At 56.0% G+C, this 23,667-nt stretch carries 16 protein-coding genes, 4 tRNA genes and 2 pseudogenes; 13 read left to right on the top strand and 9 right to left on the bottom strand.

The genetic code is table 11. The features are described from left to right. Positions 1-7: 7 nt before the first annotated feature. From ALO43_RS18430 to ALO43_RS18400, 7 genes and pseudogenes are all read right to left on the bottom strand, one after another. Positions 8-3,095 (bottom strand): annotated as a pseudogene (locus tag ALO43_RS18430) (efflux RND transporter permease subunit). Then, a complete protein-coding gene (locus tag ALO43_RS18425; RefSeq protein ID WP_005895271.1) occupies positions 3,092-4,207 on the bottom strand; it encodes an efflux RND transporter periplasmic adaptor subunit in 1,116 nt (371 codons plus the stop codon). Before ALO43_RS18425 ends, ALO43_RS18430 begins: the two are co-directional and overlap by 4 nt. Before the next feature lie 81 nt (positions 4,208-4,288). Next, positions 4,289-4,906 carry a TetR/AcrR family transcriptional regulator gene (locus ALO43_RS18420; protein ID WP_005895274.1) on the bottom strand — a complete coding sequence of 206 codons (618 nt, stop codon included), beginning with the start codon at positions 4,904-4,906 and terminating at the stop codon, positions 4,289-4,291. A gap of 161 nt (positions 4,907-5,067) precedes the next feature. Continuing rightward, positions 5,068-6,408 carry a sigma-54-dependent transcriptional regulator gene (locus ALO43_RS18415; RefSeq protein WP_005895276.1) on the bottom strand — a complete coding sequence of 447 codons (1,341 nt, stop codon included), beginning with the start codon at positions 6,406-6,408 and terminating at the stop codon, positions 5,068-5,070. A 2-nt stretch (positions 6,409-6,410) separates the two neighbouring features. Next, on the bottom strand, positions 6,411-8,003 hold the full coding sequence (locus ALO43_RS18410) for a two-component system sensor histidine kinase NtrB (protein ID WP_024669785.1): 1,593 nt from the start codon (positions 8,001-8,003) through the stop codon (positions 6,411-6,413). After that, a complete protein-coding gene (locus ALO43_RS18405; RefSeq protein ID WP_054997897.1) occupies positions 7,993-8,232 on the bottom strand; it encodes a PP0621 family protein in 240 nt (79 codons plus the stop codon). The genes ALO43_RS18410 and ALO43_RS18405 overlap by 11 nt, the downstream gene beginning before the upstream one ends. Positions 8,233-8,370: 138 nt before the next feature. Further along, positions 8,371-9,393 (bottom strand): outer membrane protein assembly factor BamD, encoded by a 1,023-nt coding sequence (locus tag ALO43_RS18400; RefSeq protein WP_005895284.1) that lies wholly within the window; start codon positions 9,391-9,393, stop codon positions 8,371-8,373. A 149-nt stretch (positions 9,394-9,542) separates the two neighbouring features. On the opposite strand from ALO43_RS18400, the gene rluD reads away from it, so the two are divergent. The 7 genes from rluD to ALO43_RS18365 all read left to right on the top strand — a co-directional run bounded on the left by rluD (position 9,543) and on the right by ALO43_RS18365 (position 14,697). Next, positions 9,543-10,505: a 23S rRNA pseudouridine(1911/1915/1917) synthase RluD gene (rluD, locus tag ALO43_RS18395; RefSeq protein WP_005895286.1), complete on the top strand. Its 963-nt coding sequence runs from the start codon at positions 9,543-9,545 to the stop codon at positions 10,503-10,505. After that, the gene (gene pgeF, locus ALO43_RS18390) at positions 10,502-11,230 is read left to right on the top strand and encodes a peptidoglycan editing factor PgeF (RefSeq protein ID WP_024690548.1); all 729 of its coding nucleotides are present in this window, start codon (positions 10,502-10,504) and stop codon (positions 11,228-11,230) included. Before rluD ends, pgeF begins: the two co-directional genes overlap by 4 nt. A gap of 171 nt (positions 11,231-11,401) precedes the next feature. Then, positions 11,402-13,966, top strand: coding sequence for an ATP-dependent chaperone ClpB (gene clpB / locus ALO43_RS18385; RefSeq protein ID WP_054997892.1), 2,565 nt, complete (start codon positions 11,402-11,404; stop codon positions 13,964-13,966). Between the two features lie 296 nt (positions 13,967-14,262). Further along, a tRNA-Asn gene (locus ALO43_RS18380) sits at positions 14,263-14,338 on the top strand. A 29-nt stretch (positions 14,339-14,367) separates the two neighbouring features. Beyond that, positions 14,368-14,444 (top strand) — tRNA-Pro (locus ALO43_RS18375). A gap of 5 nt (positions 14,445-14,449) precedes the next feature. Then, positions 14,450-14,525: transfer RNA gene (locus tag ALO43_RS18370), tRNA-Lys, on the top strand. A gap of 95 nt (positions 14,526-14,620) precedes the next feature. Further along, positions 14,621-14,697 (top strand) — tRNA-Pro (locus ALO43_RS18365). Between the two features lie 313 nt (positions 14,698-15,010). Here ALO43_RS18365 and ALO43_RS18360 read toward each other — a convergent pair. Both ALO43_RS18360 and mobH read right to left on the bottom strand, forming a co-directional pair. After that, a pseudogene (locus ALO43_RS18360) lies at positions 15,011-16,464 on the bottom strand (site-specific integrase). Continuing rightward, complete coding sequence (gene mobH / locus ALO43_RS18355) at positions 16,461-18,383, bottom strand: MobH family relaxase (protein ID WP_083492201.1); 1,923 nt, start codon at positions 18,381-18,383, stop codon at positions 16,461-16,463. The pseudogene ALO43_RS18360 and the gene mobH overlap by 4 nt, the downstream one beginning before the upstream one ends. Before the next feature lie 627 nt (positions 18,384-19,010). Here mobH and ALO43_RS18350 point away from each other — a divergent pair. The 6 genes from ALO43_RS18350 to ALO43_RS31560 form a co-directional block, all read left to right on the top strand. Further along, the gene (locus tag ALO43_RS18350; protein ID WP_054997890.1) at positions 19,011-20,033 is read left to right on the top strand and encodes a zinc-dependent alcohol dehydrogenase; all 1,023 of its coding nucleotides are present in this window, start codon (positions 19,011-19,013) and stop codon (positions 20,031-20,033) included. Between the two features lie 77 nt (positions 20,034-20,110). Further along, positions 20,111-20,785, top strand: coding sequence for a RibD family protein (locus tag ALO43_RS18345; RefSeq protein ID WP_054997889.1), 675 nt, complete (start codon positions 20,111-20,113; stop codon positions 20,783-20,785). After that, the gene (locus ALO43_RS18340) at positions 20,785-21,438 is read left to right on the top strand and encodes an HAD family hydrolase (protein WP_054997888.1); all 654 of its coding nucleotides are present in this window, start codon (positions 20,785-20,787) and stop codon (positions 21,436-21,438) included. The genes ALO43_RS18345 and ALO43_RS18340 overlap by 1 nt, the downstream gene beginning before the upstream one ends. A 1-nt stretch (position 21,439) precedes the next feature. Further along, positions 21,440-22,042 (top strand): DUF1349 domain-containing protein, encoded by a 603-nt coding sequence (locus tag ALO43_RS18335; protein ID WP_054997887.1) that lies wholly within the window; start codon positions 21,440-21,442, stop codon positions 22,040-22,042. 20 nt (positions 22,043-22,062) lie between these two features. Then, entirely contained in the window at positions 22,063-23,256 is a 1,194-nt protein-coding gene (locus ALO43_RS18330) for an MFS transporter (protein WP_054997886.1), read from the top strand. A gap of 68 nt (positions 23,257-23,324) precedes the next feature. Further along, positions 23,325-23,667 (top strand): transposase (locus ALO43_RS31560; RefSeq protein ID WP_412778922.1); only part of this gene is annotated, 343 nt, incomplete at its 3' end.

Below are 23,667 nucleotides of genomic sequence, written 5' to 3'. Positions count from 1 at the left end.
ACTGTATTCAGGCAGGTTGCCCCGCTATTGGCTGTTTGCTGCTGTCCGGCCTGATTCGGAACCAGATCGAATACATGGCTGGCAGGAACACCAGCGTCAGTACCGTACCGGCGAATGTGCCGCCGATCAGCGTGTAGGCGAGCGTGCCCCAGAACACTGAGTGAGTGAGCGGTATGAACGCCAGAATGGCCGCCAGCGCCGTCAGTAGCACGGGGCGCGCACGTTGCACGGTCGCTTCGACCACCGCCTGAAATGGGTCGAGCCCTTCTTGTTCGTTGTGGTGAATCTGGCCAATCAGAATCAGCGTGTTGCGCATCAGGATGCCGGACAGTGCGATAAGCCCGACCAGCGCGTTGATGCCGAATGGCTGCTGAAAAAGAAGCAGTGTCGGCACCACGCCGATCAGCCCAAGCGGGCTGGTCAGGAATACCATGACCATGGCCGATATCGAGCGCACCTGCAAAATGATGATGATCAGCGTGACCGCCAGCATGATCGGGAACAGCGGCAGCATTGCGGTCATCGCCTTGCCTGACTCCTCAATCGAACCTGCCTGCTCGATGCGGTAACCGCTGGGCAGCTTATCGATGATGGGCTGGAGTTGATGTGTGATTGCCGTCGACACGTCCGGTGGTTGCAGGCCGTCGGCGATATCACCTCGCACCGTGATGGTCGGCATGCGGTCGCGACGCCGCATCACCGGTTCCTCCATACGCACATCGACGCTACCCACCTGCGACAGCGGGATCCGTTGCCCGTTGGCGCTCGAAAGCGTGAAATCCATGATTTTCGCCGGATCAAGCCGCGTGTCGCCTGCCGAGCGAGCGACCACCTGGACGGTGCGAATGTCTTCGCGCACCTCTGTAACAGGCAGGCCTGTCAAAAGGAACTGCAGTTGCTGCGCGACCTGGCTGGAGCTCAGCCCGATGGCCTGCAGGCGATCCTGTTGCAACGTGAAATGCAGTGTCGGGGTGCGAGTGCCCCAGTCCATGTTGACGGTGCGCATCATCGGGCTGGCAATCATGACCGCCTGCACCTGTGCTGCAATGCTGCGCAGGGTATCCGCATCATGGCCAGTCACACGGTAGGCCACAGGGAATGCCGAGTACGGGCCGAAGACCAATTGGGTGACGCGCACCTGCGCTTCCATTGCGAGGCCTTCGGAAATCGCCTGGCGCAATTTTTGTTTCAGTGCCTCGCGCTGCTCCTGGCTACTGGTTCGGACCACGATCTTGGCAAATGACGGGTCGGGTAATTCCGGGCCCATCGCCATGTAAAAACGCGGAGCTCCCTGGCCGATGTAGGCGGTCACGATAGCGGCCTCTGGCTGTTCGGCCAGCCAGTTTTCCACTTTTGTCACTGCGGCGCTGGTCTGGGCGATTGCAGTGCCATAAGGCATTTGCACTTCGACCAGCACTTCAGGGCGGTCGGACACCGGGAAGAACTGTTTCTTGACCAGCCCCATGCCCGCCACGGCCAGCACAAAGAGCCCGATGACCGAGCCGGCGACCAGCCACTTGCCTGCGATGACGCGTGCCAGAATCCGGCGGAACCGGTTATAGCGTGGTGTGTTGTAGAGCGTTTCATGCCCGCCTTCGACAGGCTTCACATCGGGCAATAGTTTGACGCCCAAGTATGGCGTGAAAAATACGGCGACCACCCACGAGGCAATCAGCGCGATGCCGACGATCCAGAACATATTGCTGGTGTATTCGCCAGCGGTGGAGCGCGCGAAACCGTTGGGCATGAAGCCGACAGCGGTTACCAGCGTGCCGGATAACATGGGGGCTGCGGTGTGGCTCCAGGCATAGGCCGAGGCGGCGATGCGGTCGTAACCTTCTTCCATCTTCACTACCATCATTTCGATGGCAATGATCGCGTCGTCGACCAGCAGCCCAAGCGCCAGGATCAGCGAGCCCAGCGTGATGCGGTCGAAATTCTTGCCGCTCATGGCCATGATCACAAAGACCATCGCCAGGGTCAGCGGTACTGCGGCAGCTACCACTATCCCCACGCGCCAGCCCATGCTGATGAAGCACACCAGCATGACGACCAGCAGCGCAACGAAGAACTTGATCATGAACTCATCGACTGCCGAGCTGATATTGACGGCCTGGTCCGTGACTTTACTCAGACTCATGCCCAGCGGCAGCTCGGCGTTGATCGCGCTTGTCTCGTGATCCAGCGCCTGGCCCAGGTCGAGACCGTTCCAGCCATCACGCATGACAATCCCCAGCAGCAATGCCGGCTCGCCGCCGTTGCGAATCATGAACGTTGCCGGATCTTCGTAGCCACGCTTGACCGTGGCAATGTCCGACAGCTTGAGCGTGCGGCCCTGTGCAACAACCGGCGTGTCGCGGATCTTCTGCAGCTCATCGAACGCACCGTCAAGCCGAATGAAAACCTGCGGCCCTCGGGTTTCGACCGACCCTGCTGCAGTCAGCGCATTCTGGTTATTCAGCGCAGTGAATACCTCTTGAGGGCTTATACCCAGTGTTGCCAGCCGTTCGTGAGAGAACTCGACATAAATTCGCTCGGGCTGCTCGCCGACGATATTGACCTTCTTCACGCCCGGCACATGCAGCAGGCGCTGGCGCATGGTTTCGGCTTCACGCACGAGCACGCGCTGCGGTTCGCCCTTGGCCTTGAGCGCGAACAGCGAAGGTAACGTCCGAGTACTCGTCATTGACCATTGGCCCGATGACCCCGGACGGAAGAGCCATGGATTCATCGCTTATTTTCTTGCGCGCCTGATAAAACTCGTCCGGTACTTGCGATGGCGGCGTACTGTCGAGCAGCGTCAGGGTGGTGAACGCCAGGCCGGGGCGTGTGTAGGTTTCCGAGCGGTCATACCAACGCAATTCCTGAAGGCGCTTTTCTATTTTTTCTGCCACCTGATCCTGCATCTCCTGGGCGGTCGCTCCGGGCCAGACGGATACCACGGTCATCACCTTGACCGTGAACGCCGGGTCTTCCGCGCGTCCCAGTTTGAAGAGGGCAATGATCCCCGCCAGTGAGATGAGGCAGATCAGGAACAAAGTGATCGAGCGTTCGCGTACAGCCAGCGCGGACAGATTGAAACGACGATTGCTCATGGTCGCGCCCCTTGGGTTTCGGCAATAGTCGGTTGGGCGATCACCCGCACAGCCTGTGCTTCATGCAGAAGATGCGCGCCAAGCGCGACTATTCGCGTACCGGGTGCGAGCTGCGTGCTGATTTGTGCCTGTTCGTCGTCCATCTGCCGAATCAATACCGGCGCCCAGTGCGCCTGTGCCGGCTCGCCTTGAATCACCCAGACACCCGGTCCCTTGCCTGCGTCGTGAAGGGCCCCGACAGGCACTTGCATCCATTCCTGTGCGGAGAGGTCTGCAGGGGGAATCTGCACGGTAATGGTGGTGCCAAGTGGCGCATTAGCCATTTCGCCTTCAAGCACATACCGCGCTTCAAAGGTGCGGGTCTGGCGGTCTGCAACATCCGAGAGCTGACGCAGCCGTGTCGCGGCATTGAGGCCCGGTCTGCCGAACAGAGTGGCCTGGGCGCTGGAATCAAGCGCTGGCCGGAGGTTTTCCGGAAGCTGGATAACCGCCTCACGAGGGCCAACATGCGCTATGCGCGCCACAACCTGCCCGGCGCTGACGACCTGACCGGGCTCGGCAAGGGTTTCCATGACGATACCGTCGGCATCCGCCAGGAGGTCGGTGTAGCGAGTCGCGTTGAAGGCGACCTCTGCCTGTGCCTCGGCAGCACTCAATCGGGCTTTGGCCGAGTCCGCCGCCACTTTGATCTGGTCGTAGTTCGAGGCCGATATGGCACCACTGCTGCGCAAGCTGCTGTAACGCTTCTCTTCGTCCGCCGTCTGCCTGGCCTGTGCTCGCGCTGCTGTCACTGCTTCGCGTTGTGCGAGTGCAGCCAGCTTCAGGTCGGCAGGGTCTATCCGCATCAGCGGTTGACCGGTTTTCACCGTCTGCCCGGTATCGACAAACCGCTCCAACACCTTGCCCGAGACGCGAAAACCAAGATCACTCTGCACTCGCGCTGCAACGGTTCCTGTGAAAGAGCGGGGCGTTGCGCCAGCCTTCTTGAGTACCGTGACCCGCACCAACGGCGACTCGCTGCGCGGGTCTGGTTGCGGTTTTTCGCTGCAAGCGGTCAGGGCAACTGGCAGGACACTGGCGAGAACAAGCAAAGCAAAGCGGTGCCGGAGCATGGAAATCTCAACGTGCAGGGATTAATGCCTGTACTTTGATTCTAGTGACTAAATTAGTCAATGGTCACAATCGTTGTTTTTTCATGGCGACAGGCTGCGCAGCACCAGGCTCGATAACTGGCCGGGGCCTTCTTCGGTGTGATCGAAGCCATGCTGCAGAAGCAGCGGGTTGATATAGGGGCGCATCACGAGATAGATCGCCATGACGGTTTCATCGAGCGGTGTCTTGCGTTCGAAGTCGCCGCTTTGCCGTCCTTCCTGAAGAATGTTCTGAAGAATAGCCTTGAGGTGCTCCTCGTAAATCAACGTCGCCTGCCAACGCTCGGTCGCTGCCGATGTGGCGATCTCGTACAGCTTGCGATCCTGTGAAAACAGACGCAGGCTGGCGTCGACGACCGATTTGAACATGCGCCGGAGCTTTTCGGGTGGGCTGACGGCTTCGTTCACCGCTGCCCTGACCTCTGCCTCGATTACGCCCAAGCAGTTGGCACAGATCATTTCACCGATGGCCTGTTTGGACTCGAAGAACTTGTAGATATATGCCTTGGAAAAACCAATGGCCCTGGCAAGATCAGAGACGGTGGTCTTGCCGTAACCGTATTGGCTGAAATGCTCGGTGGCCGCGATCACGATCTGATCACGAATCTCATGATCCACCGGACCACGGCCTGCTGCTGTATTGCCGATGATTTTGTTCATGTGGCGGAGCTTACTGGCATTGGTGTAAGTGAACAATAAGTGACTGTATCGTGCGGTGGTCACGCTTTGCGCTGCCACGTCAGGACAAAAATTGGACGCAGAGCGCTCAGAGCGACGTGCCCACGCTGGAGCGATGGGCACGATATGCGTTCTCCCTTACCTCAATCCAGCCCCAGCTTCTTCAGTCGGTAACGCAGCGACCTGAAAGACAGACTGAGCCTGTCCGCCGCTGCAGTGCGGTTCCAGCGGGTTTCTTCCAGGGCTTGCAGAATGAGTTTCCGCTCGATGCTTTCCAGGTAGTCTTCAAGGTTGTCGATGTCGGCCAGGCTCGGGCCATTTTGTTCCTGGGAGCTGGCGCATTCGGCCAGGCGCAGGTCGCTGGCATGGATTTCATCGTTTTCACACAAGGTGTATGCGCGCTCCAGCATGTTCTCCAGTTCGCGCACGTTACCGGGGAATCGATAGCTTTTCAGCGTTTCCAGCGCCTGCGCGTGCAGGCGCGCAACTGGCTGAGCGCCGTTGCCAGCCAGTCGTCGCAAAACACTGGCTGCCAACTGGTCGATGTCCTCACGTCGCTCGCGCAATGAGGGCACGCGCAGCTCGATCACATTCAATCGGTAATACAGATCCTGACGAAACCTGCCTGCGGCGACCTCTACAGCCAGGTCTTTATGAGTGGCGCACAGGATGCGCACATCCACTACTTGCTCCTGCTGACCGCCGACGCTGCGGATGGATTTTTCCTGAATCGCTCGCAGCAACTTTACCTGCATAGCCAACGGCAGGTCGGCGACCTCATCAAGAAACAACGTACCGTTATGGGCCGCCTGAAACAGGCCAGGTTTGTCTTCGTGGGCGCCGCTGAAGCTGCCTTTGCGATGACCGAAAAATTCGCTTTCCATCAGTTCTGAAGGAATGGCACCGCAGTTTACCGGGACGAAGGGTTTTTCGTTGCGCGGACCCTGTTCATGGATCAGTCGCGCGACCAGTTCCTTGCCGCTGCCCGATTCGCCACTGATGTAGATCGGTGCCTGACTGCGTGCCAGCTTGCCGATTTGCGTGCGCAGACTGCGCATCGGTGGCGACTCGCCCAACAGGCGGCTGTCGACACTGCGCACCGGTGGCGGGCTGGAAGGCAGGCTCAGGGCGCTGTTGACCAGCTCACGCAGTCGGTTGAGGTCGACAGGTTTGGTGACAAAATCAAAAGCTCCGGCCTTGAGCGCATGGATGGCCGTGTCGAGGTTGCCGTGAGCCGTGATCATTGCCACGGGCACCTGCGGGTAGCCTTGCTGTATATGCTGCACCAGTTCAAGGCCATTGCCGTCAGGCAGGCGCATGTCGGTCAGGCACATGTCGAACGGCTCACGCGCCAGCCATTCGTGCGCTTCGGCAACATTGCGAGCGCTGCGGGTATCGAGCTTCATGCGCCCCAGGGTGATCTCCAGGAGTTCACGAATATCCGGCTCATCGTCGACGATCAGAATCTTTTGCCGTTGGCTCATGCTCAACTCGTTTTGAACGGGTGGGCGAAGGTGATGCGCAAACAACTGCCACCGCTTTGTCGGGAGACGTATTCCAAATGCGCCCGATTGCTTTCGCATAACTCTCGGGAAAGGTATAGACCCAGGCCGGTGCCTTTGCTTTCAGTCGTGAAAAACGGTTCGAAAATCTTGCTCAGGTGCTGCTCACTGACGCCCGGACCATCATCCAGCACTTCCAGAACGGGCAGGGCGCTTTTCGGATCATGGTGCAGCCTCAGCCAGACCTGCGCGTACGCATGATTTTGGCGGCTGTAGCGTAGGCCGTTCTGCACCAGGTTAGTCATGACCTGAGTCAATTGCTCCGCGTCCATGCGGGTGGTCAGCACGCCGGGACCTGTTTCCACGTGGATAGTCTGATCGGGCGGGACAGAGGCGCGAAGGTCGCTGACAAATCTTTCAAGCCAGACGCTGAGGTCCAGCAGGTCCGGTTTCGCCTCGCGTCGTCGGGACAGTTGCAGTACGTTTTCAATCACCCGGTCAATGCGCTGCGACTGGTCGTGAATGATCTGCGCCAGGCGGCGATCCGGCGTGCTGAGCTCTTCCGATTCGTTGAGCAACTGCGCCGCATGGCTGACAGCCCCCAAGGGGTTGCGGATTTCATGGGCAATCCCGGCAGTCAGACGGCCCAGCGCTGCCAGTTTGAGCTGCTGTGCCTGGTGAGCAATCTGCGACAGGTCTTCGAGAAAGATCAGCGTCTGGCGCTGATCGCCACGATTGAGTGCGGCAAAACTCGGCTGCAGCTCCGGGCCGATCGCCGAGACGCTGATACTGCGTGGCACCATGATCGGATTGATCAGCCACTGCCGAAGGCGATCCACCAGCTGCGGCGAATAAGCGTCGATGACCTGACCGACCAGCCGCTCGTGGCCCAGCAGGGTCAGCGCGCCCTGATTGGCCAGCAGCACCTGGCGGCGGGCGTCCAGCACCAGAATGCCGGTGCGCATGCGTTGCAGGATGAGCGCGTTGAGTTCTTCAAGGCTGTCGACATCTGCGGCCCGTTGTTCGGCCAGCCCCTCGCTGACCTGCATGCGTGCCGTCAGCGCCTGCACCAGCAACGCAGCAGCAAAGCACAAAGCGCCCAAGGACCCCGCTTGCACGTAATCATTGGAAACCGAGGGTGTGCCGAAGCTGATATAGAACGTCAGGTAAATGATGCCGATGGCCGATATGGCAGCGATCAGCAGACCGATGCGACCGCGCAACAGCACGTTGCTGATGGCCACCGAAGCAATCAGCAGATTGCCGATACCACTGGAAGGGCCGCCCGCCGCATAGAACAGGCCTGAGAGCATGATTGCGTCGGTCATGGCCAGGCTGAACAGCTGAGCCTGGCGCGTAGGGCGTTCCAGTAGCACCACGACCAGAATGTTGAACACCAGATACAGCCAGCAACCTGCCCGGAACAGGTTCGGGTTGGCCAACTGTAGAAGCTCGGTCTCCATGCTTGTGGAAATGAGCAACACCAGGACGACGCCGATGGTCAGTCGATAAAGGTGATACAGCCGCAGAATCCGTTGCGCCTGTGGGCTGGCAAGGTAAGGCGTATCAGCGGTCACGTGCCGCAGGGCCTTGCAGCCGGTGTGCCTCGCTGCAATACCATTGCTGCCCCTGACTCAACGCGCGGTCTCGTGGGGAGTGAACGCCGCAGTGGGCGCAGCGGACCATCGGCGCTGCGTCGATTTCAGGTGACGCCGGGCGGGTCTTTGGTTTGGGGGGATTGATCAGGCGCTTGACGAACCAGATCACCGCGGCGATCAACGCGACCCACATTAATAGGCGAATCATGATTACCCGCTTAGTGATTGACGATGGCGCAGTGTAGCCAAGCTGCAGGCGGGCGCACAGTGGCTGTCGTGGATAAATGTGATGCATAAAAAAAGAGGCTCGAAAGCCTCTTTTCAGGTGCGTCATGTCCGACAAGGATCAGTCGAACAGACCCAGGGTCATGTAGCTGAGCCAGGAGCGGCTCTTGGTGCCGTTTTCTTCGGCTTCCTTTTCAGCCTGCTCGTCCAGTTCTGCCTGATTTTCAGGCAGCAACTCTTTCGGGATCGAGTCCTTGGCATCCTGGTACTGCTTTTTCATGTCCTGGTCGGCACGAGTCTGGCCCGGTGGCAGCGGCGCGCTACCGTCAATCAGGCCCAGCGTCGCTTTCGACAGCCACGAGCGGTTATCGGCCTCGGCCTCACGCGGAGTGAACTTGCCGTCAGCCAGTTGCGGGTGGTTCGGGTAGTTGGTCTTCAGGACTTCAAGGCTGGTGGCGGCCAGGTCGTCCAGATGCAGACGCTGATAGGACTCGACCATCACTGCCAGGCCGTCGCCGACCGAAGGCGTTTCCTGGAAGTTTTCCACCACATAGCGACCGCGGTTGGCGGCAGCGACATAGGCCTGACGAGTCAGGTAATAGTCGGCTACGTGAATTTCGTAGGACGCCAGCAGGTTGCGCAGGTAGATCATGCGTTGCTTGGCATCGGGCGCGTAGCGACTGTTCGGAAAGCGGCTGGTGAGCTGGGCGAACTCGTTGAACGAGTCGCGTGCAGCACCCGGGTCACGCTTGGTCTGGTCCAGCGGCAGGAAGCGCGCCAACAGGCCCACGTCCTGGTCGAAGGAGGTCAGGCCCTTCATGTAGTACGCGTAGTCAACGTTCGGGTGCTGCGGATGCAGGCGGATAAAACGCTCGGCAGCGGATTTGGCTGCTTCGGGTTCACCGTTTTTGTAGTTCGAGTAAATGAGCTCGAGCTGGGCCTGATCAGCGTAGCGACCGAACGGATAGCGGGATTCCAGCGCCTTGAGCTTCTCCGTGGCACTGTTATAGCTATTGTTTCCCAGGTCGGCCTGCGCCTGCTGGTACAGCTCGACTTCGCTGAGGTTTTCGTCGATGACTTCCTTCGACGAACAGGCCGCAGTCAATGCGAGGATGGCGATCAGCAGCAGGTGTTTCACTTGCATGGCGGCTTGCGTCCCTATAACGGCCTGCTGTCTTGGGCGGGGCCGTCCTGTTATGATGAGCGCCCCGCGATACCGGCGGGACAAAAGACGCCGTATTTAACCACAAGCGCGCTGCCGAAACCAAAGGCTAGCCGCCACCTAGTCTGGTCATGTCCGAAAATATAGAACTTCGCGCAGAGGTGCCGTCCGAATTGGGCGGTCAACGCCTCGATCAAGTCGCCGCACAATTATTCGCTGAGCACTCGCGCTCGCGCCTTTCCGCCTGGATCAAGGACGGCCGCCTGACTGTGGACGGAGGCGTTCTGCGCCCTCGTGACATCGTGCATGGTGGCGCTGTTCTCGAGCTGATTGCCGAGCAGGAGGCCCAGGGTGAATGGGTCGCTCAGGACATCGAGCTCGACATTATCTATGAAGACGACCAGATCCTCGTCATCAACAAGCCTGCGGGCCTTGTGGTGCATCCGGCTGCCGGTCACGCCGACGGCACGCTGCTCAACGCCTTGCTGCACCACGTGCCGGACATCATCAATGTCCCGCGCGCCGGTATCGTGCATCGACTGGACAAGGACACCACCGGCTTGATGGTGGTCGCCAAGACCATTCAGGCGCAGACACAACTGGTCACTCAATTGCAGAGCCGCAGTGTCAGCCGTATCTACGAGTGCATCGTGATCGGCGTGGTCACCGCGGGTGGCAAGATCGATGCACCAATCGGTCGTCATGGCCAGCAGCGCCAGCGTATGGCAGTGATGGAAGGTGGCAAGCAGGCGGTCAGTCATTACCGCGTGCTGGAGCGTTTCCGTTCGCACACGCACGTGCGGGTCAAGCTTGAAACCGGCCGCACGCACCAGATCCGCGTCCACATGGCGCACATCAACTACCCGTTGGTCGGAGACCCAGCCTACGGCGGCCGTTTCCGTATTCCCCCGGCGGCCAGCCTGACGATGGTCGATTCACTCAAGACCTTCCCGCGTCAGGCGTTGCATGCGCGTTTTCTGGAGCTGGACCATCCAATAACCGGCAAGCGCATGAGCTGGGAATCGCCGTTGCCGGATGATTTCGTCTGGTTGCTGTCGCTGCTCAAGCAGGATCGCGAGGCCTTCATCGGGTGAATGACTGGCTGATACCTGACTGGCCTGTGCCAGCGCAGATCAAGTCGTGCGTCACCACCCGCTCGGGCGGGGCCAGCCTGGCTCCGTTCGACAGCTTCAACCTGGGCGATCATGTCGATGACAACCCAGCGGCCGTGGCGGATAATCGCCTGCGCCTGACCACTCATCTGAATGTTCGACCCGCCTGGTTGCGTCAGGTGCATGGCGTGAATGTCGTCCATGCCGATCCCTCCCGTGTTGACGAAGCCGATGCCAGCTGGACCAGCAGCCCCGGTTTGGCCTGCACCATAATGACTGCCGATTGCTTGCCAGCCCTGTTCTGTCGCCGCGACGGTACGCGTGTCGCGGCGGCGCATGCGGGCTGGCGCGGTCTGGCAGCGGGTGTGCTGGAAGCGACGGCGGATAGCCTGCAAAGCGATCCGCAAGACATTCTGGTCTGGCTGGGTCCCGCCATCGGTCAGCCTTCGTTCGAAGTAGGCCCTGAAGTGCGTGAAGCCTTTATCGGCAGTCACCCGCAGACCGCCGATGCATTTGTCGCCAGTCCTAATCTGGATCGTTTCATGGCCGACATCTATACGCTCGCCCGGCTGCGATTGGCGGCCCACGGCATCTCCGCTGTTTATGGCGGCGGGCTGGATACGTTCACCGATCCACGTTTCTTTTCCTACCGCCGCGCTGCCCGCACAGGCCGCTTCGCTTCGCTAATCTGGATCGATAACGCCTGATTACAGGCTGTTTTACGCGGACCAGCTAGGCTTGCCTGATCATTCGTCTGATCTGCATCAACCCGCACCAGCTTGAAACACGCAGAATCGGCCGCATCTAACGGGCTATCAAGCAGGTTTTCTTCATAGGTGTGTTCATTGCTCCGGCCTGCATTAAAAGGAAGGTGACTAATGCGTATCGACAGATTGACCAGTAAATTACAGTTAGCGTTATCGGATTCCCAGTCTCTGGCCGTCGGCCTCGACCATCCAGCCATCGAGCCTGCGCATCTGATGCAGGCACTGTTGGAACAGCAGGGCGGTTCCATCAAGCCTCTGCTGCTGCAAGTCGGCTTTGATATCAACAGCCTGCGCAAGGAACTCAGCGCAGAACTGGACCGACTACCAAAAATCCAGAACCCGACCGGCGACGTCAACATGTCGCAGGACCTCGCGCGGCTGCTCAACCAGGCTGACCGTCTGGCGCAGCAGAAAGGCGATCAGTTCATTTCCAGCGAGCTGGTGCTGCTCGCGGCAATGGACGAGAACAGCAAACTCGGCAAATTGTTGCTGGGGCAGGGCGTGAGCAAGAAAGCGCTGGAAAATGCCATCAACAACCTGCGCGGCGAGGGCGCGGTGAATGACCCGAACGTCGAAGAGTCACGTCAGGCGCTGGACAAATACACCGTCGACCTGACCAAGCGCGCCGAAGAAGGCAAGCTCGACCCGGTGATCGGTCGTGATGACGAAATTCGTCGCACCATTCAGGTCCTGCAACGCCGCACCAAGAACAACCCGGTACTGATCGGCGAGCCTGGCGTGGGTAAGACCGCCATCGCCGAAGGTCTGGCGCAACGCATCATCAACGGCGAAGTGCCGGATGGCCTGCGTGGCAAGCGTCTGCTGTCGCTGGACATGGGCTCGCTGATCGCCGGTGCCAAGTACCGTGGCGAGTTCGAAGAGCGCCTGAAGTCGCTGCTCAACGAGTTGTCCAAGCAGGAAGGCCAGATCATCCTCTTCATCGATGAGCTGCACACCATGGTCGGCGCCGGTAAAGGCGAAGGCTCGATGGACGCTGGCAACATGCTCAAGCCTGCGCTGGCGCGCGGTGAGCTGCACTGTGTCGGCGCCACTACGCTCAACGAGTACCGTCAATATATAGAGAAGGACGCCGCCCTCGAACGCCGTTTCCAGAAAGTGCTGGTGGACGAGCCGAGTGAAGAGGACACCATTGCTATCCTGCGTGGCCTGAAAGAGCGCTATGAAGTACACCACAAGGTTGCGATTACCGACGGCGCGATCATTGCGGCGGCCAAACTGAGCCATCGCTATATCACTGATCGCCAGTTGCCGGACAAAGCCATCGACCTGATCGATGAAGCAGCCAGCCGCATTCGCATGGAGATCGACTCCAAGCCTGAGGTGCTCGACCGTCTGGAGCGTCGTCTGATTCAGCTCAAGGTTGAAGCTCAGGCGCTCAAGAAGGAAAAGGACGAGGCGGCAATCAAGCGTCTGGAAAAACTTCAGGGCGAAATCGAGCGGCTTGAACTGGAATACGCCGACCTCGAAGAGATCTGGACGTCCGAGAAAGCCGAAGTTACCGGCTCTGCGCAGATCCAGCAGAAAATCGAGCAGTCGCGTCAGGAACTGGAAGCCGCGCGTCGTCGTGGTGACCTGAATCGTATGGCCGAGCTGCAGTACGGCATCATTCCGGACCTGGAACGCAGCCTGCAAATGGTTGATCAGCACGGCAAGCCCGAAAACCAGTTGTTGCGCAGCAAGGTGACCGAGGAAGAGATTGCTGAAGTCGTCTCCAAGTGGACTGGCATTCCCGTGTCCAAGATGCTTGAAGGCGAGCGCGACAAACTGTTGCGCATGGAAACCCTGCTGCACAACCGGGTTATAGGCCAGGACGAAGCTGTGGTCGCCGTTGCCAACGCTGTGCGCCGTTCGCGTGCCGGGTTGTCTGACCCTAATCGCCCAAGCGGTTCGTTCATGTTCCTCGGCCCGACCGGTGTGGGTAAGACCGAACTGTGCAAGGCGCTGGCCGAATTCCTGTTCGACACCGAAGAGGCCATGGTGCGCATCGACATGTCCGAGTTCATGGAGAAACATTCCGTGGCTCGCCTGATCGGTGCACCGCCAGGCTATGTCGGCTATGAAGAGGGCGGTTACCTGACCGAAGCCGTGCGCCGCAAACCGTATTCGGTGATTCTGCTCGATGAGGTCGAGAAGGCGCACCCGGATGTGTTCAATATCCTGCTGCAAGTGTTGGAGGACGGGCGCCTGACCGACAGCCACGGGCGCACAGTGGATTTCCGCAATACCGTGATCGTCATGACCTCCAACCTGGGCTCGGCGCAGATCCAGGAGCTGGTGGGCGACCGCGAGGCGCAACGCGCGGCGGTGATGGATGCCGTCAGCACCCACTTCCGTCCGGAGTTCGTCAACCGGATCGACGAAGTGGTGATCTTCGAGCCTCTGGCGCGTGATCAGATTGCCGGTATTACCGATATCCAGCTTGGCCGCCTGCGCAAGCGCCTGGCCGAGCGCGAACTGACAATGGTGCTGAGCCCCGAGGCGCTCGACAAGCTGATTGCCGTCGGCTACGACCCGGTCTATGGCGCACGCCCGCTGAAGCGCGCCATCCAGCGCTGGATCGAAAACCCGCTGGCGCAGCTGATCCTGTCGGGCGGCTTCGAGGCCGGTACCAGCATCACCGGCAAGGTGGTCGACGACGAGATTGTGTTCAGCTGATTCGCCCGTCGGCGTCTCTAGAGAAGGGCTCTCGGCATGAGGGCCCTTTTCAGGTCGGGGCAGCCAACCGTAAAATCGGGTCGGCAAGACGATCTGGAAAAAAATCGCAAATCATTGTCTTAAAAAGCAATTTATAGGGTTGACAGGTGTTTTTAAAATTGTAGAATAGCGCGCCTCAGAGACGTGAACGCAACGATACAAACGAAGCGCAAAGGTCGATGAGATTGAAATCAACGAGTTAACAGCATGCTGGTTTCAAGGCTACAGGTGGTAAAGTTGAATCTGAAATCGATAGTTCCGCGATAGCTCAGTTGGTAGAGCAAGTGACTGTTAATCACTGGGTCCCTGGTTCGAGTCCAGGTCGTGGAGCCAGATTTCGCAAGGTTCAATACAGTTTCAGTCGGGGTATAGCGCAGTCCGGTAGCGCGCCTGCTTTGGGAGCAGGATGTCAGGAGTTCGAATCCCCTTACCCCGACCATATTTGGGTCGTTAGCTCAGTTGGTAGAGCAGTTGGCTTTTAACCAATTGGTCGTAGGTTCGAATCCCACACGACCCACCATTTTTGGTTCCAAGGTTTACCTTGGAGCCGAATCTTAAAGATCTGATGCCACTCGTATCAGGTCGCAGGCAGCTGGTTGAGGTGCCTTGATTTACCGGGGTATAGCGCAGTCCGGTAGCGCGCCTGCTTTGGGAGCAGGATGTCAGGAGTTCGAATCCCCTTACCCCGACCAAACACTGTTGTGTGCTTCAAATCTTCAATTACGGTGTGTCGTCTGCTTATTGAGGGCGAGCATTGCATGTGAAACGATTTATCCAGGCAAGCAGCCGTCTGTCGGGAAACATAACTCCGACACGCGGTGATGTCAAATTGCAGCGCTCTGTTCCAGGCGAAAGCTTGTGAACAGGGCGTTTTTTTTCGGGTGCGAATCAGCGTTCATCGCTTATCTGCCCTCGTACCGTCTTCCTGACGCCGGCTCTTGGCACAGACAATAGGCGGGTATGACCATTACTGATGGCAGTTAGCAATTGTCTTAGCACCCTACTTTAGCCGGTGCGGTTGTTCCAGACGCTTGCGTCAAAGCCTGACAACAGTGGGTTGCCCATTTGCTCGTTTGGGCCTGCCGGTAATCGGCTGTCAGTGGTTGTAGGACATACGACTATTCTGCCGCTAGCGGCTTCTCTTACCCACTGCGAAAACGCTTCAAGCTGTCGTGCGAGGTCTTCCGGGCTGAACAGATCATGAGGCAGAGCCTGCCTCATGGGCGTCTCAGTGGAGTCGTCAAAAGGATTTGCTCGCTCCTCTGGGTCAGTTCCATATTTTTCTGAAAGATTGGACTCGGTGTTTTTTACCTGCATACCCGCGCGGTGTATCTCATCAGCTTTCAATGGTGAGTGGGCATTGGCTGCTGGGGCAGCAGGGGGTGTAGGTTGGGAGAGGCTACCTGATTTGACGGCAGGGCTGCTGATGACTGAGCGTTGGGTCAGATGTTTTGCGGGAGCTTTTTTACCTGTACGCGCACTCTCTCGGTTGGCGGCATCTGACTTGGGCAGATAATTAATTTTTGCCGGTCTCTTGCCGCGCTCATTCATGACCTCACGCATCACATCGTAATCTGGCTCGATATATTCCATAGTGGTCGCGATATTGGAGTGGTTGAGCAGGTTTTTTGTAATGTGAATATTGCGCTCCGGTTGTCGCATCATTTCACTGGCGATGGTATGTCTGAAGCGATGAGGGGTCATTCGAACGCCCGTCATAGCGGTGAGCTTTTGTACATGGCTTCCACCTGGTCAGAGTTCATCTGTGACCGACTGTAATGGCCGGAAAACCTGTTAACATTGAAAATCTGATCCGTGGGTGCGAAGCCAACTTTGTGCGCGATTTCCATGAGCAATTTCAGATGAGGCATCAGTCCGTCTGGAATGGGGATCATGAATTCTCTATGGGTTTTTTCTGTCTCTCCCCTGACTCTGATCAGGCGTTGTCCCAAATCTATATCGGCATACCTCAAGCAGATCAGTGCATTGAGCCTGATGCCCGTGTAGTAGAACATTTCAAATACTGCGAGCCAGAACCATGCGGGGGTGATCTCTGTTCTGTTCCCGGTTGCACGCTCCTCCTGGACCAAAATGTTTAGCCAGTTTCTTGCGCGCACAATGGCGTCTGTGTTGATGGTTTTCTTCGGACGTTTTGTTGGAATCACGCGCGTTTCTTTCAGAGGATTCACCTTGAGTTCGACGAGACCGTGTTCCATTGCATACCGGTATACCGTTCGCAGGTGACTGGAGTACGTATTCCAGCTCCGCTTGGAAACTCTCTCCAGTTCGGATCTGCGCCAGTCGAGCATGTCCCGGTGCGTCGTCTCGCTTGCCAGACGGTTACCGAAGAATCTGACATAGGACTTTGTGGCAGCCCAGTAGATCTTGACGGTGTCGGGTCTCAGGTCATGAGTGAGGATGTATTCCTGGGTCAGTTCAGGCAGTGTCATCGTGTTCATTCAGATGCTTCCTTATCTGCCAAGTCCGCCAAGCTGACCACAGGGTTATCGTAGGGCACTTCACTGAAGACGTCGGTGGGCTCTAGGAGCAGATAGCCCCGCAGTTGCTTGCTTTTGCGCGGTCCTTTGACCAGGCATGTCCAGATGTTCAGGCCTGCGGGCGTCTTCCGATGTTTTTTCAGCTTCTCAAAAGATCGCTGGACCAATTGCCAGGCTTCGAGATCGCGCTCTTTCGCCTCGTGCTCAATCGCCGGATGCTCAAGCGCGTAACGTTTGAAGATATCCGGACTGACCAGAAACGCCGTGCTGTCCACGGTATGTACACGCGCTTTGGCGTCATTGATGATGATCCGGTGAGAGATCACACCGCCCTTCAGCCAGGTGAGGAAGTTGGTGCCATGATTCGGGGCCGAGTCAGTCGAGTTCTTGGCAGTGTCTGTTGCTGGAGTTGTCTCAAAAACGGGGATGTCAGCCTCAGCCTGCTTGGGCTGACTAAGCCGTGCAGGTGGTTTGGTTGGAAGAGAAAAGGGGATCTGGTCGTCGTCAGTGCTCTCCGGGCTACTTTGCACTGGTGCAGTTGGTACTGGATCGGGAAATAGATCGAGCAGCTCATCCAGCGCATCAAAATCTTTTACTGGTGCCGGTGCTTGTTTCTGCGAGGATTGCTGCGCCGTCTGATTGACCGCGGCAGGTATCTTCTTGTTGTTATCTACCGTTAGTGGTTCGGCGGCTCCCACAAGCGCTTGCTCGACTTCTTCCACCGGTCCTGCGGCTTCCACCGTAAGGGTGCCGGTATACGCCTCTGGTCTTTCGGTAGCGTTCGGCCAGATCAATGCCGGCGCGATTTTCAGTACCGTGAGCGTGTTCTTCCAGCCTCGACCATTGTCGATGCTGGCCTTCCAAATGGCTTTTCCCTCTCCATTAGGCTGAATGATTGCCTGATCCTGGAGCAGATTGAACATGGGGGCATTGGACGTCGGAATGTGCTCAATGCCCTGTGACAGCAGATGAGCCCTGAGCTGGTCTACCGCAGGCTTGCTGACAAGCCACAAGCCGTCCTGCGTCAGCCAGCCGTCTGAAGGACCATCGGGCTGGTTCAGCTTGAATTTCTCAGAGATGAGCATCCTCAAGCCTTCGGCCAGCTGTCGCTGAATGGATTGTTTAGGCGCTGACATTGCCCGACCCGGATTGCCGCCGAGTTCTTGCGCCACCGATGCCTGATCCGCCTGTGAGACAATTTCTCCCAGGATGTCGGCATGCTCATATTGCCCTGCGAACGCGAACACCAGTTGGGTCCAGAGCTCGGGAAACCCGCTGAGCCAGTCCAGGGCCTTCGCCGGAATGACATTCGCGTAGATCAGCGACGAAGCAGCTCCATGCAACCGGTAGTCCCGACCTTTCACGTACTTTAATCGGTATGGCTGATCCAGTGGCCCATGCCATGGATGCCAGGTCGTGCCGTCTGCCAGTTCAACCTTGACGTCTACCGCAATCTTGCCCAGGTCATGGACGAGCGCACCATAAGCCGATGCTGCAGACCACGCTTCGGACTGGGCAGCCTGTGACTCGGGCGGAGCTCCGATTGGCAGCAGATACATTTGCCGAATCTTCAGTGCGTAGGCGACGATTTCAAGACCGTGATCCAGCATGCCACCATGATAGGCATGGTGATGATTCTCCGAGGCAGGGAGATGCTGCACCAAGGCTGCGTAGCTCTTGAATGCCTGCACGTATAGCGTATCGAACTGCGCGCGGGGCAGGGACGTTCTCTGCCAAATGTTTTCAATGAGCTGACGCCGTCGGGGAGTAGACAGTAACGCGTCGGAAGACTCGGGTTTTATAAACCCTGCAGCAGCATTGGAGAGCGTGGTTGGCGATGTTTTTCTTCGCTGAAAGAAACTAAGCATTGAGGCACCCATGATGAAGTCATGGTGGGCCTTTTGCTCTATAGGGCTCAGCGTGACAAGTCGAAACCCATATCCATCCTGGAAAGGTTAAGTACATCAGCCGCCACCTGAATGGTTGGGATCCAAACAGTGTCAGCGAACCGATGTTGCCATGCTTGCCGAAGAAAATGTAGTGTCCAAGTGCTTGTTTAGGATGGTTTTTTGTAAAATTCAATTCGTGCAAAGCTGCCTTTCTAGCCCTTTCGGCATCCATTTCCGGCGGGCCCGCCGGCCTTTTCGGGTAAGGCACTTACCCTTATTCCCCGTTCCATTCAAACCCTTCGCCTTGCCATTTGCTTCAGACCATTTCGGCTCTTTGGGGCTTTGATTGCCTCAGCCTGCTTCATTGCGCCTGTGAGGAGAGGGGCTGAAAAATCAACCCGTTTGTATGGGGAACTGGGCAGCAGGGAGGCGATGCGCGAAAAATTTGGAACCAAAACTGGAAAAACATCCACTCACGTGCGCGAATTTTGTCGGTTTGGGACAGAGATAGTTGGGCAGACACCAACATTGCTTAAGGCTAAGCGTTGCTGCAGGTTTGGCAGCACAAGCGCTTTATGGCTAATGTTTTCCTGGTAGAAATGGAGTGATTATCAACTTATGAAAGCACTGGGCTTAATGGATAACCAGAGGCTTGAACTTGTGGATTGCAAGGATCCTGTCATGCTTGCTCCTGACGGCGTAGAAATCGATATCGTGCTATCAGGTATATGCGGAACTGATCTGGCGGTATTGTCGGGCCGTGAAGGTGGAGAGGTGGGCATTATACGCGGGCACGAAGCAGTTGGCATTATTATCGATGTAGGTAAGGGTGTAGTACACCTACAAAAAGGGATGCGGGTGGTTGTTGATCCCAACGAATACTGTGGCGTTTGCGAACCTTGCCGTCTTGCTAAAACGCACCTATGCAATGGGGGGGTGAACGCTGGGTTGGATATCGCAGGTGTCAACAAACATGGAACTTTTGCCGAGCGCTTCGTTACTCGTGAGCGTTTTGTGTATCAATTGCCAGACGATACGAGCTGGGCAGCTGGTGTGTTGGTTGAGCCTGTTGCCTGCATTCTGAATAATATAGACCAGGCGTTCATTCGAGCGGGAGAGCGTGTGTTGATCCTAGGGTCTGGCCCTATGAGTCTGATTGCGCAGATCGTTCTGCGCTCAATGGGAGTTGACACGCTCGCCACTGATCGAAACACACATCGCATACAGTTCGGCCGCTCACAAAGTCTTGATGTTATACATGCCGATGATCTTGAGTTGCAGATGCAGCACCAAGAAAAGTTTGATGTTGTTATCGATACTGTCGGTAATCAGATCGATACAGCTTCACGCTACATCGGTCGCGGTGGGAGAATTGTACTTTTTGGATTTGATAGTGACTATCATTACATGCTGCCTGTAAAGTACTTCCTGGTTAACGCTATCAGTATTATTTCTGCTGGAGAATACAATCAGCACTTTCCTAGAGCAATTCGTCTTGTGCAAAAACTTCCTGAGCTAGGGCGGCTGGTAACGCATCGCTACGTACTAGAAAATCACTCGGAGGTTTTCGATGCACTTCTGAACGATGCTTCCGCTCCCAATATAAAAAGCGTATTCACACCAAATCTCGCTTATCTTTAATACGCAATTTCCTCTGTATGATACGAGCGGAATAAAGTAATAAAGTAATAAAGGAATAAAGGAATAAAGGAATCAATATGAAAGTTACTGTATTCAGTCAGATATCAATTGATGGCAAGTTGACGATGGGCGAAGGCGCATCCAGCAAGCCGTTGTTTCAGAACTTTGATGATGATGATATGCGTTTTATCCATAAATTCCGCGGCGAAGTCGACGCAATCATGGTAGGGCGCAATACAATTGTTACTGATGATCCACAATTGACCAATCGCTATGAGTCGGGTCGTAACCCAATACGTATCATTCCCACCACCTCCTTAGATCTGCCTACTTCCGCCAGTATTTTCAAATCACCAGAGAAAACTATTATCGCAACTACCGAACAGGCTCGTGATCATGAAATGGTCAAACATATCCGTGCTTGTGGAAAGGAGGTGCTCTTTGTCGGTGCAAAGCATGTCGACTTTACACGACTTTTCCCTATGCTGGAGGCGCGCGGAATAAACCACATCATGGTTGAGGGCGGTGGCCACCTGAACTGGCAGGTATTCAATCTCGATCTGGTAGATGAAATTATACTCATGCAGGTGCCTATCATCATAGGTGGTGCGGCAACTGCAACGCTTGTTGACGGGGTGGGGTATCGGGATATCAACATGGCCAATTCGTTTACGCTGTATGCTTTAGAAGCACGCCCCCATTACAATCTCATGCACTTCAAGCGCGAATCGAACAATCGGAGCCCATACTGATGCAGGCGATAGGGGCTGTTATTTTTGATATGGATGGAGTTCTGGTTGACAGTGAGCCCCTTTATATGGAGCAGGAAAAGAGTTCCTGTTTGCGCTACGGCGTGACCCTTAATGAAAAAGATCTGTCACGTTTTTTGGGAACTACACAGCACTACATGTGGAGCACGATTAAAAATGAGTACGCGCTCACTGAATCCATCGACCACCTGATGGCACAGCATCAACAGCAATTAATGCGCTCAATCAGTTTTGAATCGTTTCAATCCATGCCTGGCGTGGAGGCGCTTCTCAATTTACTTGAGCATACCGGAGTGCCCTGTGCCGTAGCCTCTTCGTCTCCACGTAATTTGGTCGAGCTTATATTGAAGAAAACGAAATTGCGTCGATTTTTCAAAGAGGTTATTTGTGGTACTGATGTTAAAGAGAGTAAACCGAATCCGGAGATTTTTCTTACGGCGGCCAAGGGACTTGGAGTGTCACCTCGTGCATGTCTGGTTATTGAAGACTCCCATCACGGTGTTACCGCTGCGAAGGCCGCCCATATGTTTTGTATAGGTTTGCGTCATCCCAGCTCATTGCAGCAGGATCTGAGCGCTGCTGATCTGATCGCCAATAATCATTATGACATCAAGCAATGGTTTGCAGAAAAATAGTATGAAAAAACTCAACTTTTCCGAGCTGAACTGGATTAACACTCCTGAGAATTTCTCGATTACCGAAAATGAACTCGTCATCCATACGTCACCTGATACTGACTTTTGGCGGGGTACCTATTATGGTCTTGAATACAGTAATGCTCCGGGTATTGTGATGCGCAGCGAGGAACGTTTCTGGACGCTGAAATCTAAGGTCGCGTTTGAATCCAATATGTTTTTTGATCAGTGTGGAATGTTGATCTATATAGATGATAATAACTGGATGAAAAGCGGGATCGAATATCAGAGTAATGGCTATCAGCAGCTTTTTTCGGTGGTCACGAATAACGGGTTTTCGGATTGGGCAATGACCAATCTTGATCGTGTTACGCAGACTATGTACTACCGACTTAGTCGCAGGGGCAACGATTTTCTGCTCGAGCATTCCGCTGACGGAAAAATCTTTAATATGATGCGGATGTTTCATATGTTTCAAGCACATACCACGGTTCAATTCGGGTTCTTTGCGAGTAGCCCCGGTGACTCGTCATTTGCCGCACACTTTTCGGAAATAGAGTGGACAGAATGTCTGTGGGATGCGCATACCTCCTCCCGTTTCTAATTCAAAGAGTCGTGTGAGTAATGAAAAATCTATTCAGCCAAAACAGTCGCGCACTTTATGCGTGCTACGCCGCCATGGCATGTCTGGCCATGGCGCTTAACTTCCTACCGGTATACCTGACTTCATTCAGTGATACGTTCGGTGGAGCATCAGGGCTTACAGCTGAGCAACTTGGCAGAATTCCCGCTGTCATGTTTCTCAGTTTCATCGTTGCAATTCTGGTTACGGGGCCTTTGGCGGACCGTGGCAGCGCCATAGCTTTCATTCTCATCGGTCTGCTGATCACCATGGCCGGTTTGGGAGTAGTCGCCTGCTCTCCTTCCTACTACTTTCTGTTGTTCGCCGTTGCGGTTATGGGTTTTGGCGCCGGTGTACTGGACATGATCCTGAGCCCCATCGTGGCGGCCCTGCAGCCAGATCGGCGTAGCGCAGCCATGAACTGGTTGCATGCTTTTTTCTGCGTAGGTGCTGTGGGGGCAGTGCTGATCGCCAGTGTCGCGCTGAGGTGGGGTATTTCGTGGCGCATTGTTTCACTCGTAATGATGGCTGCGCCTTTATTTACTTTTTTGCTGTTTCTGCGTTTGACCTTGCCGCCCTTAATAGATGAAGACACGCAACGGGACTCGATGCCGGGGCTTATCCGGCAACCCTTTTTTATCGTTTGTCTGATCGCCATCTTTTTAGGTGGGGCAACCGAAACAGGGCTTTCACAATGGCTGCCTACCTACGTCGAACAAGGATTAGGGTACTCGAAAGAAGCTGGTGGCTTTACGCTGGCTGGATTTTCCGTCGGTATGGCACTCGGCCGAATGGTCGCTGCGGTCTTGCAAGAGCACGTCCCACCAGTTCCTCTGATGCTGGGGTGTTGCGCGGTTACTGCTGTTCTTTTCATACTAATCAGTTTTCCGCCTAGCTCTGTAATTGCAATAGCTGCTGCTATTGCCGCAGGATTTTCGGGAAGTTGCCTTTGGCCAACGATGCTAGCTGTTTCTGCTGATGCCTACCCCCAGGGAGGGGCGACAATGTTCTCTGTATTGACAGCGATCGGCAACGCGGGGTGTAGTATTGTCCCTTGGTTGGTGGGTGTCATCATAAATTATTCAGACATTCACATTGGATTGTTGGCGGTCATGGCTTGCCCGGTAGGGATGATGGTGTTGCTCGTATGGATGGCTCGTTGGTCACGTGGAAAGGCTGTGATTCCTCCTCCTTGACCAAGGTAATCTCCGAACAAGTCCCCAAATCTGATGAAATACGCCTGACCACCTGATCCGAGCTGCCCATTAGCCAGATGAGCTTTTCCGATTTCGAATATGCTGGCAAGCGCAAGCAGACACGCCGCGAACGCTTCCTCGCCGAGATGGATCAGGTCGTGCCCTGGACAGGTCTGCTGGACCTTATCGAGCCGTTCTACCCCAAGGCTGGCGGTGGCAGAAAACCTTATCCTCTGGAAACCATGCTGCGCATTCATCTGCTGCAAAACTGGTTCTCCCTGAGCGACCCGGCCATGGAAGAAGCGCTCTACGAAACCACGCCCATGCGCCAGTTTGCACGCCTGACTTTAAGCGCCCCGATACCTGAAGACACCACGATCATGAACTTCCAGCACCTGCTGGAAAAGCATC

The sequence above is a fragment of the Pseudomonas tremae genome (assembly GCF_001401155.1).
In the GTDB taxonomy this organism is placed as follows: Bacteria; Pseudomonadota; Gammaproteobacteria; order Pseudomonadales; family Pseudomonadaceae; genus Aquipseudomonas; species Aquipseudomonas tremae.
The sequence above is the reverse complement of the archived record's forward strand: the minus strand, read 5'-3'. Positions and strand labels throughout refer to the sequence as shown.

Coding starts and splice junctions, on each gene's coding strand:
- ALO43_RS18425 (WP_005895271.1), bottom strand. CDS start 4,207: ATGCTCCGGCACCGCTTTGCTTTGCTTGTTCTCGCCAGTGTCCTGCCA.
- ALO43_RS18420 (WP_005895274.1), bottom strand. CDS start 4,906: ATGAACAAAATCATCGGCAATACAGCAGCAGGCCGTGGTCCGGTGGAT.
- ALO43_RS18415 (WP_005895276.1), bottom strand. CDS start 6,408: ATGAGCCAACGGCAAAAGATTCTGATCGTCGACGATGAGCCGGATATT.
- ALO43_RS18405 (WP_054997897.1), bottom strand. CDS start 8,232: ATGATTCGCCTATTAATGTGGGTCGCGTTGATCGCCGCGGTGATCTGG.
- ALO43_RS18400 (WP_005895284.1), bottom strand. CDS start 9,393: ATGCAAGTGAAACACCTGCTGCTGATCGCCATCCTCGCATTGACTGCG.
- rluD (WP_005895286.1), top strand. CDS start 9,543: ATGTCCGAAAATATAGAACTTCGCGCAGAGGTGCCGTCCGAATTGGGC.
- clpB (WP_054997892.1), top strand. CDS start 11,402: ATGCGTATCGACAGATTGACCAGTAAATTACAGTTAGCGTTATCGGAT.
- mobH (WP_083492201.1), bottom strand. CDS start 18,383: ATGGGTGCCTCAATGCTTAGTTTCTTTCAGCGAAGAAAAACATCGCCA.
- ALO43_RS18350 (WP_054997890.1), top strand. CDS start 19,011: ATGAAAGCACTGGGCTTAATGGATAACCAGAGGCTTGAACTTGTGGAT.
- ALO43_RS18345 (WP_054997889.1), top strand. CDS start 20,111: ATGAAAGTTACTGTATTCAGTCAGATATCAATTGATGGCAAGTTGACG.
- ALO43_RS18340 (WP_054997888.1), top strand. CDS start 20,785: ATGCAGGCGATAGGGGCTGTTATTTTTGATATGGATGGAGTTCTGGTT.
- ALO43_RS18335 (WP_054997887.1), top strand. CDS start 21,440: ATGAAAAAACTCAACTTTTCCGAGCTGAACTGGATTAACACTCCTGAG.
- ALO43_RS18330 (WP_054997886.1), top strand. CDS start 22,063: ATGAAAAATCTATTCAGCCAAAACAGTCGCGCACTTTATGCGTGCTAC.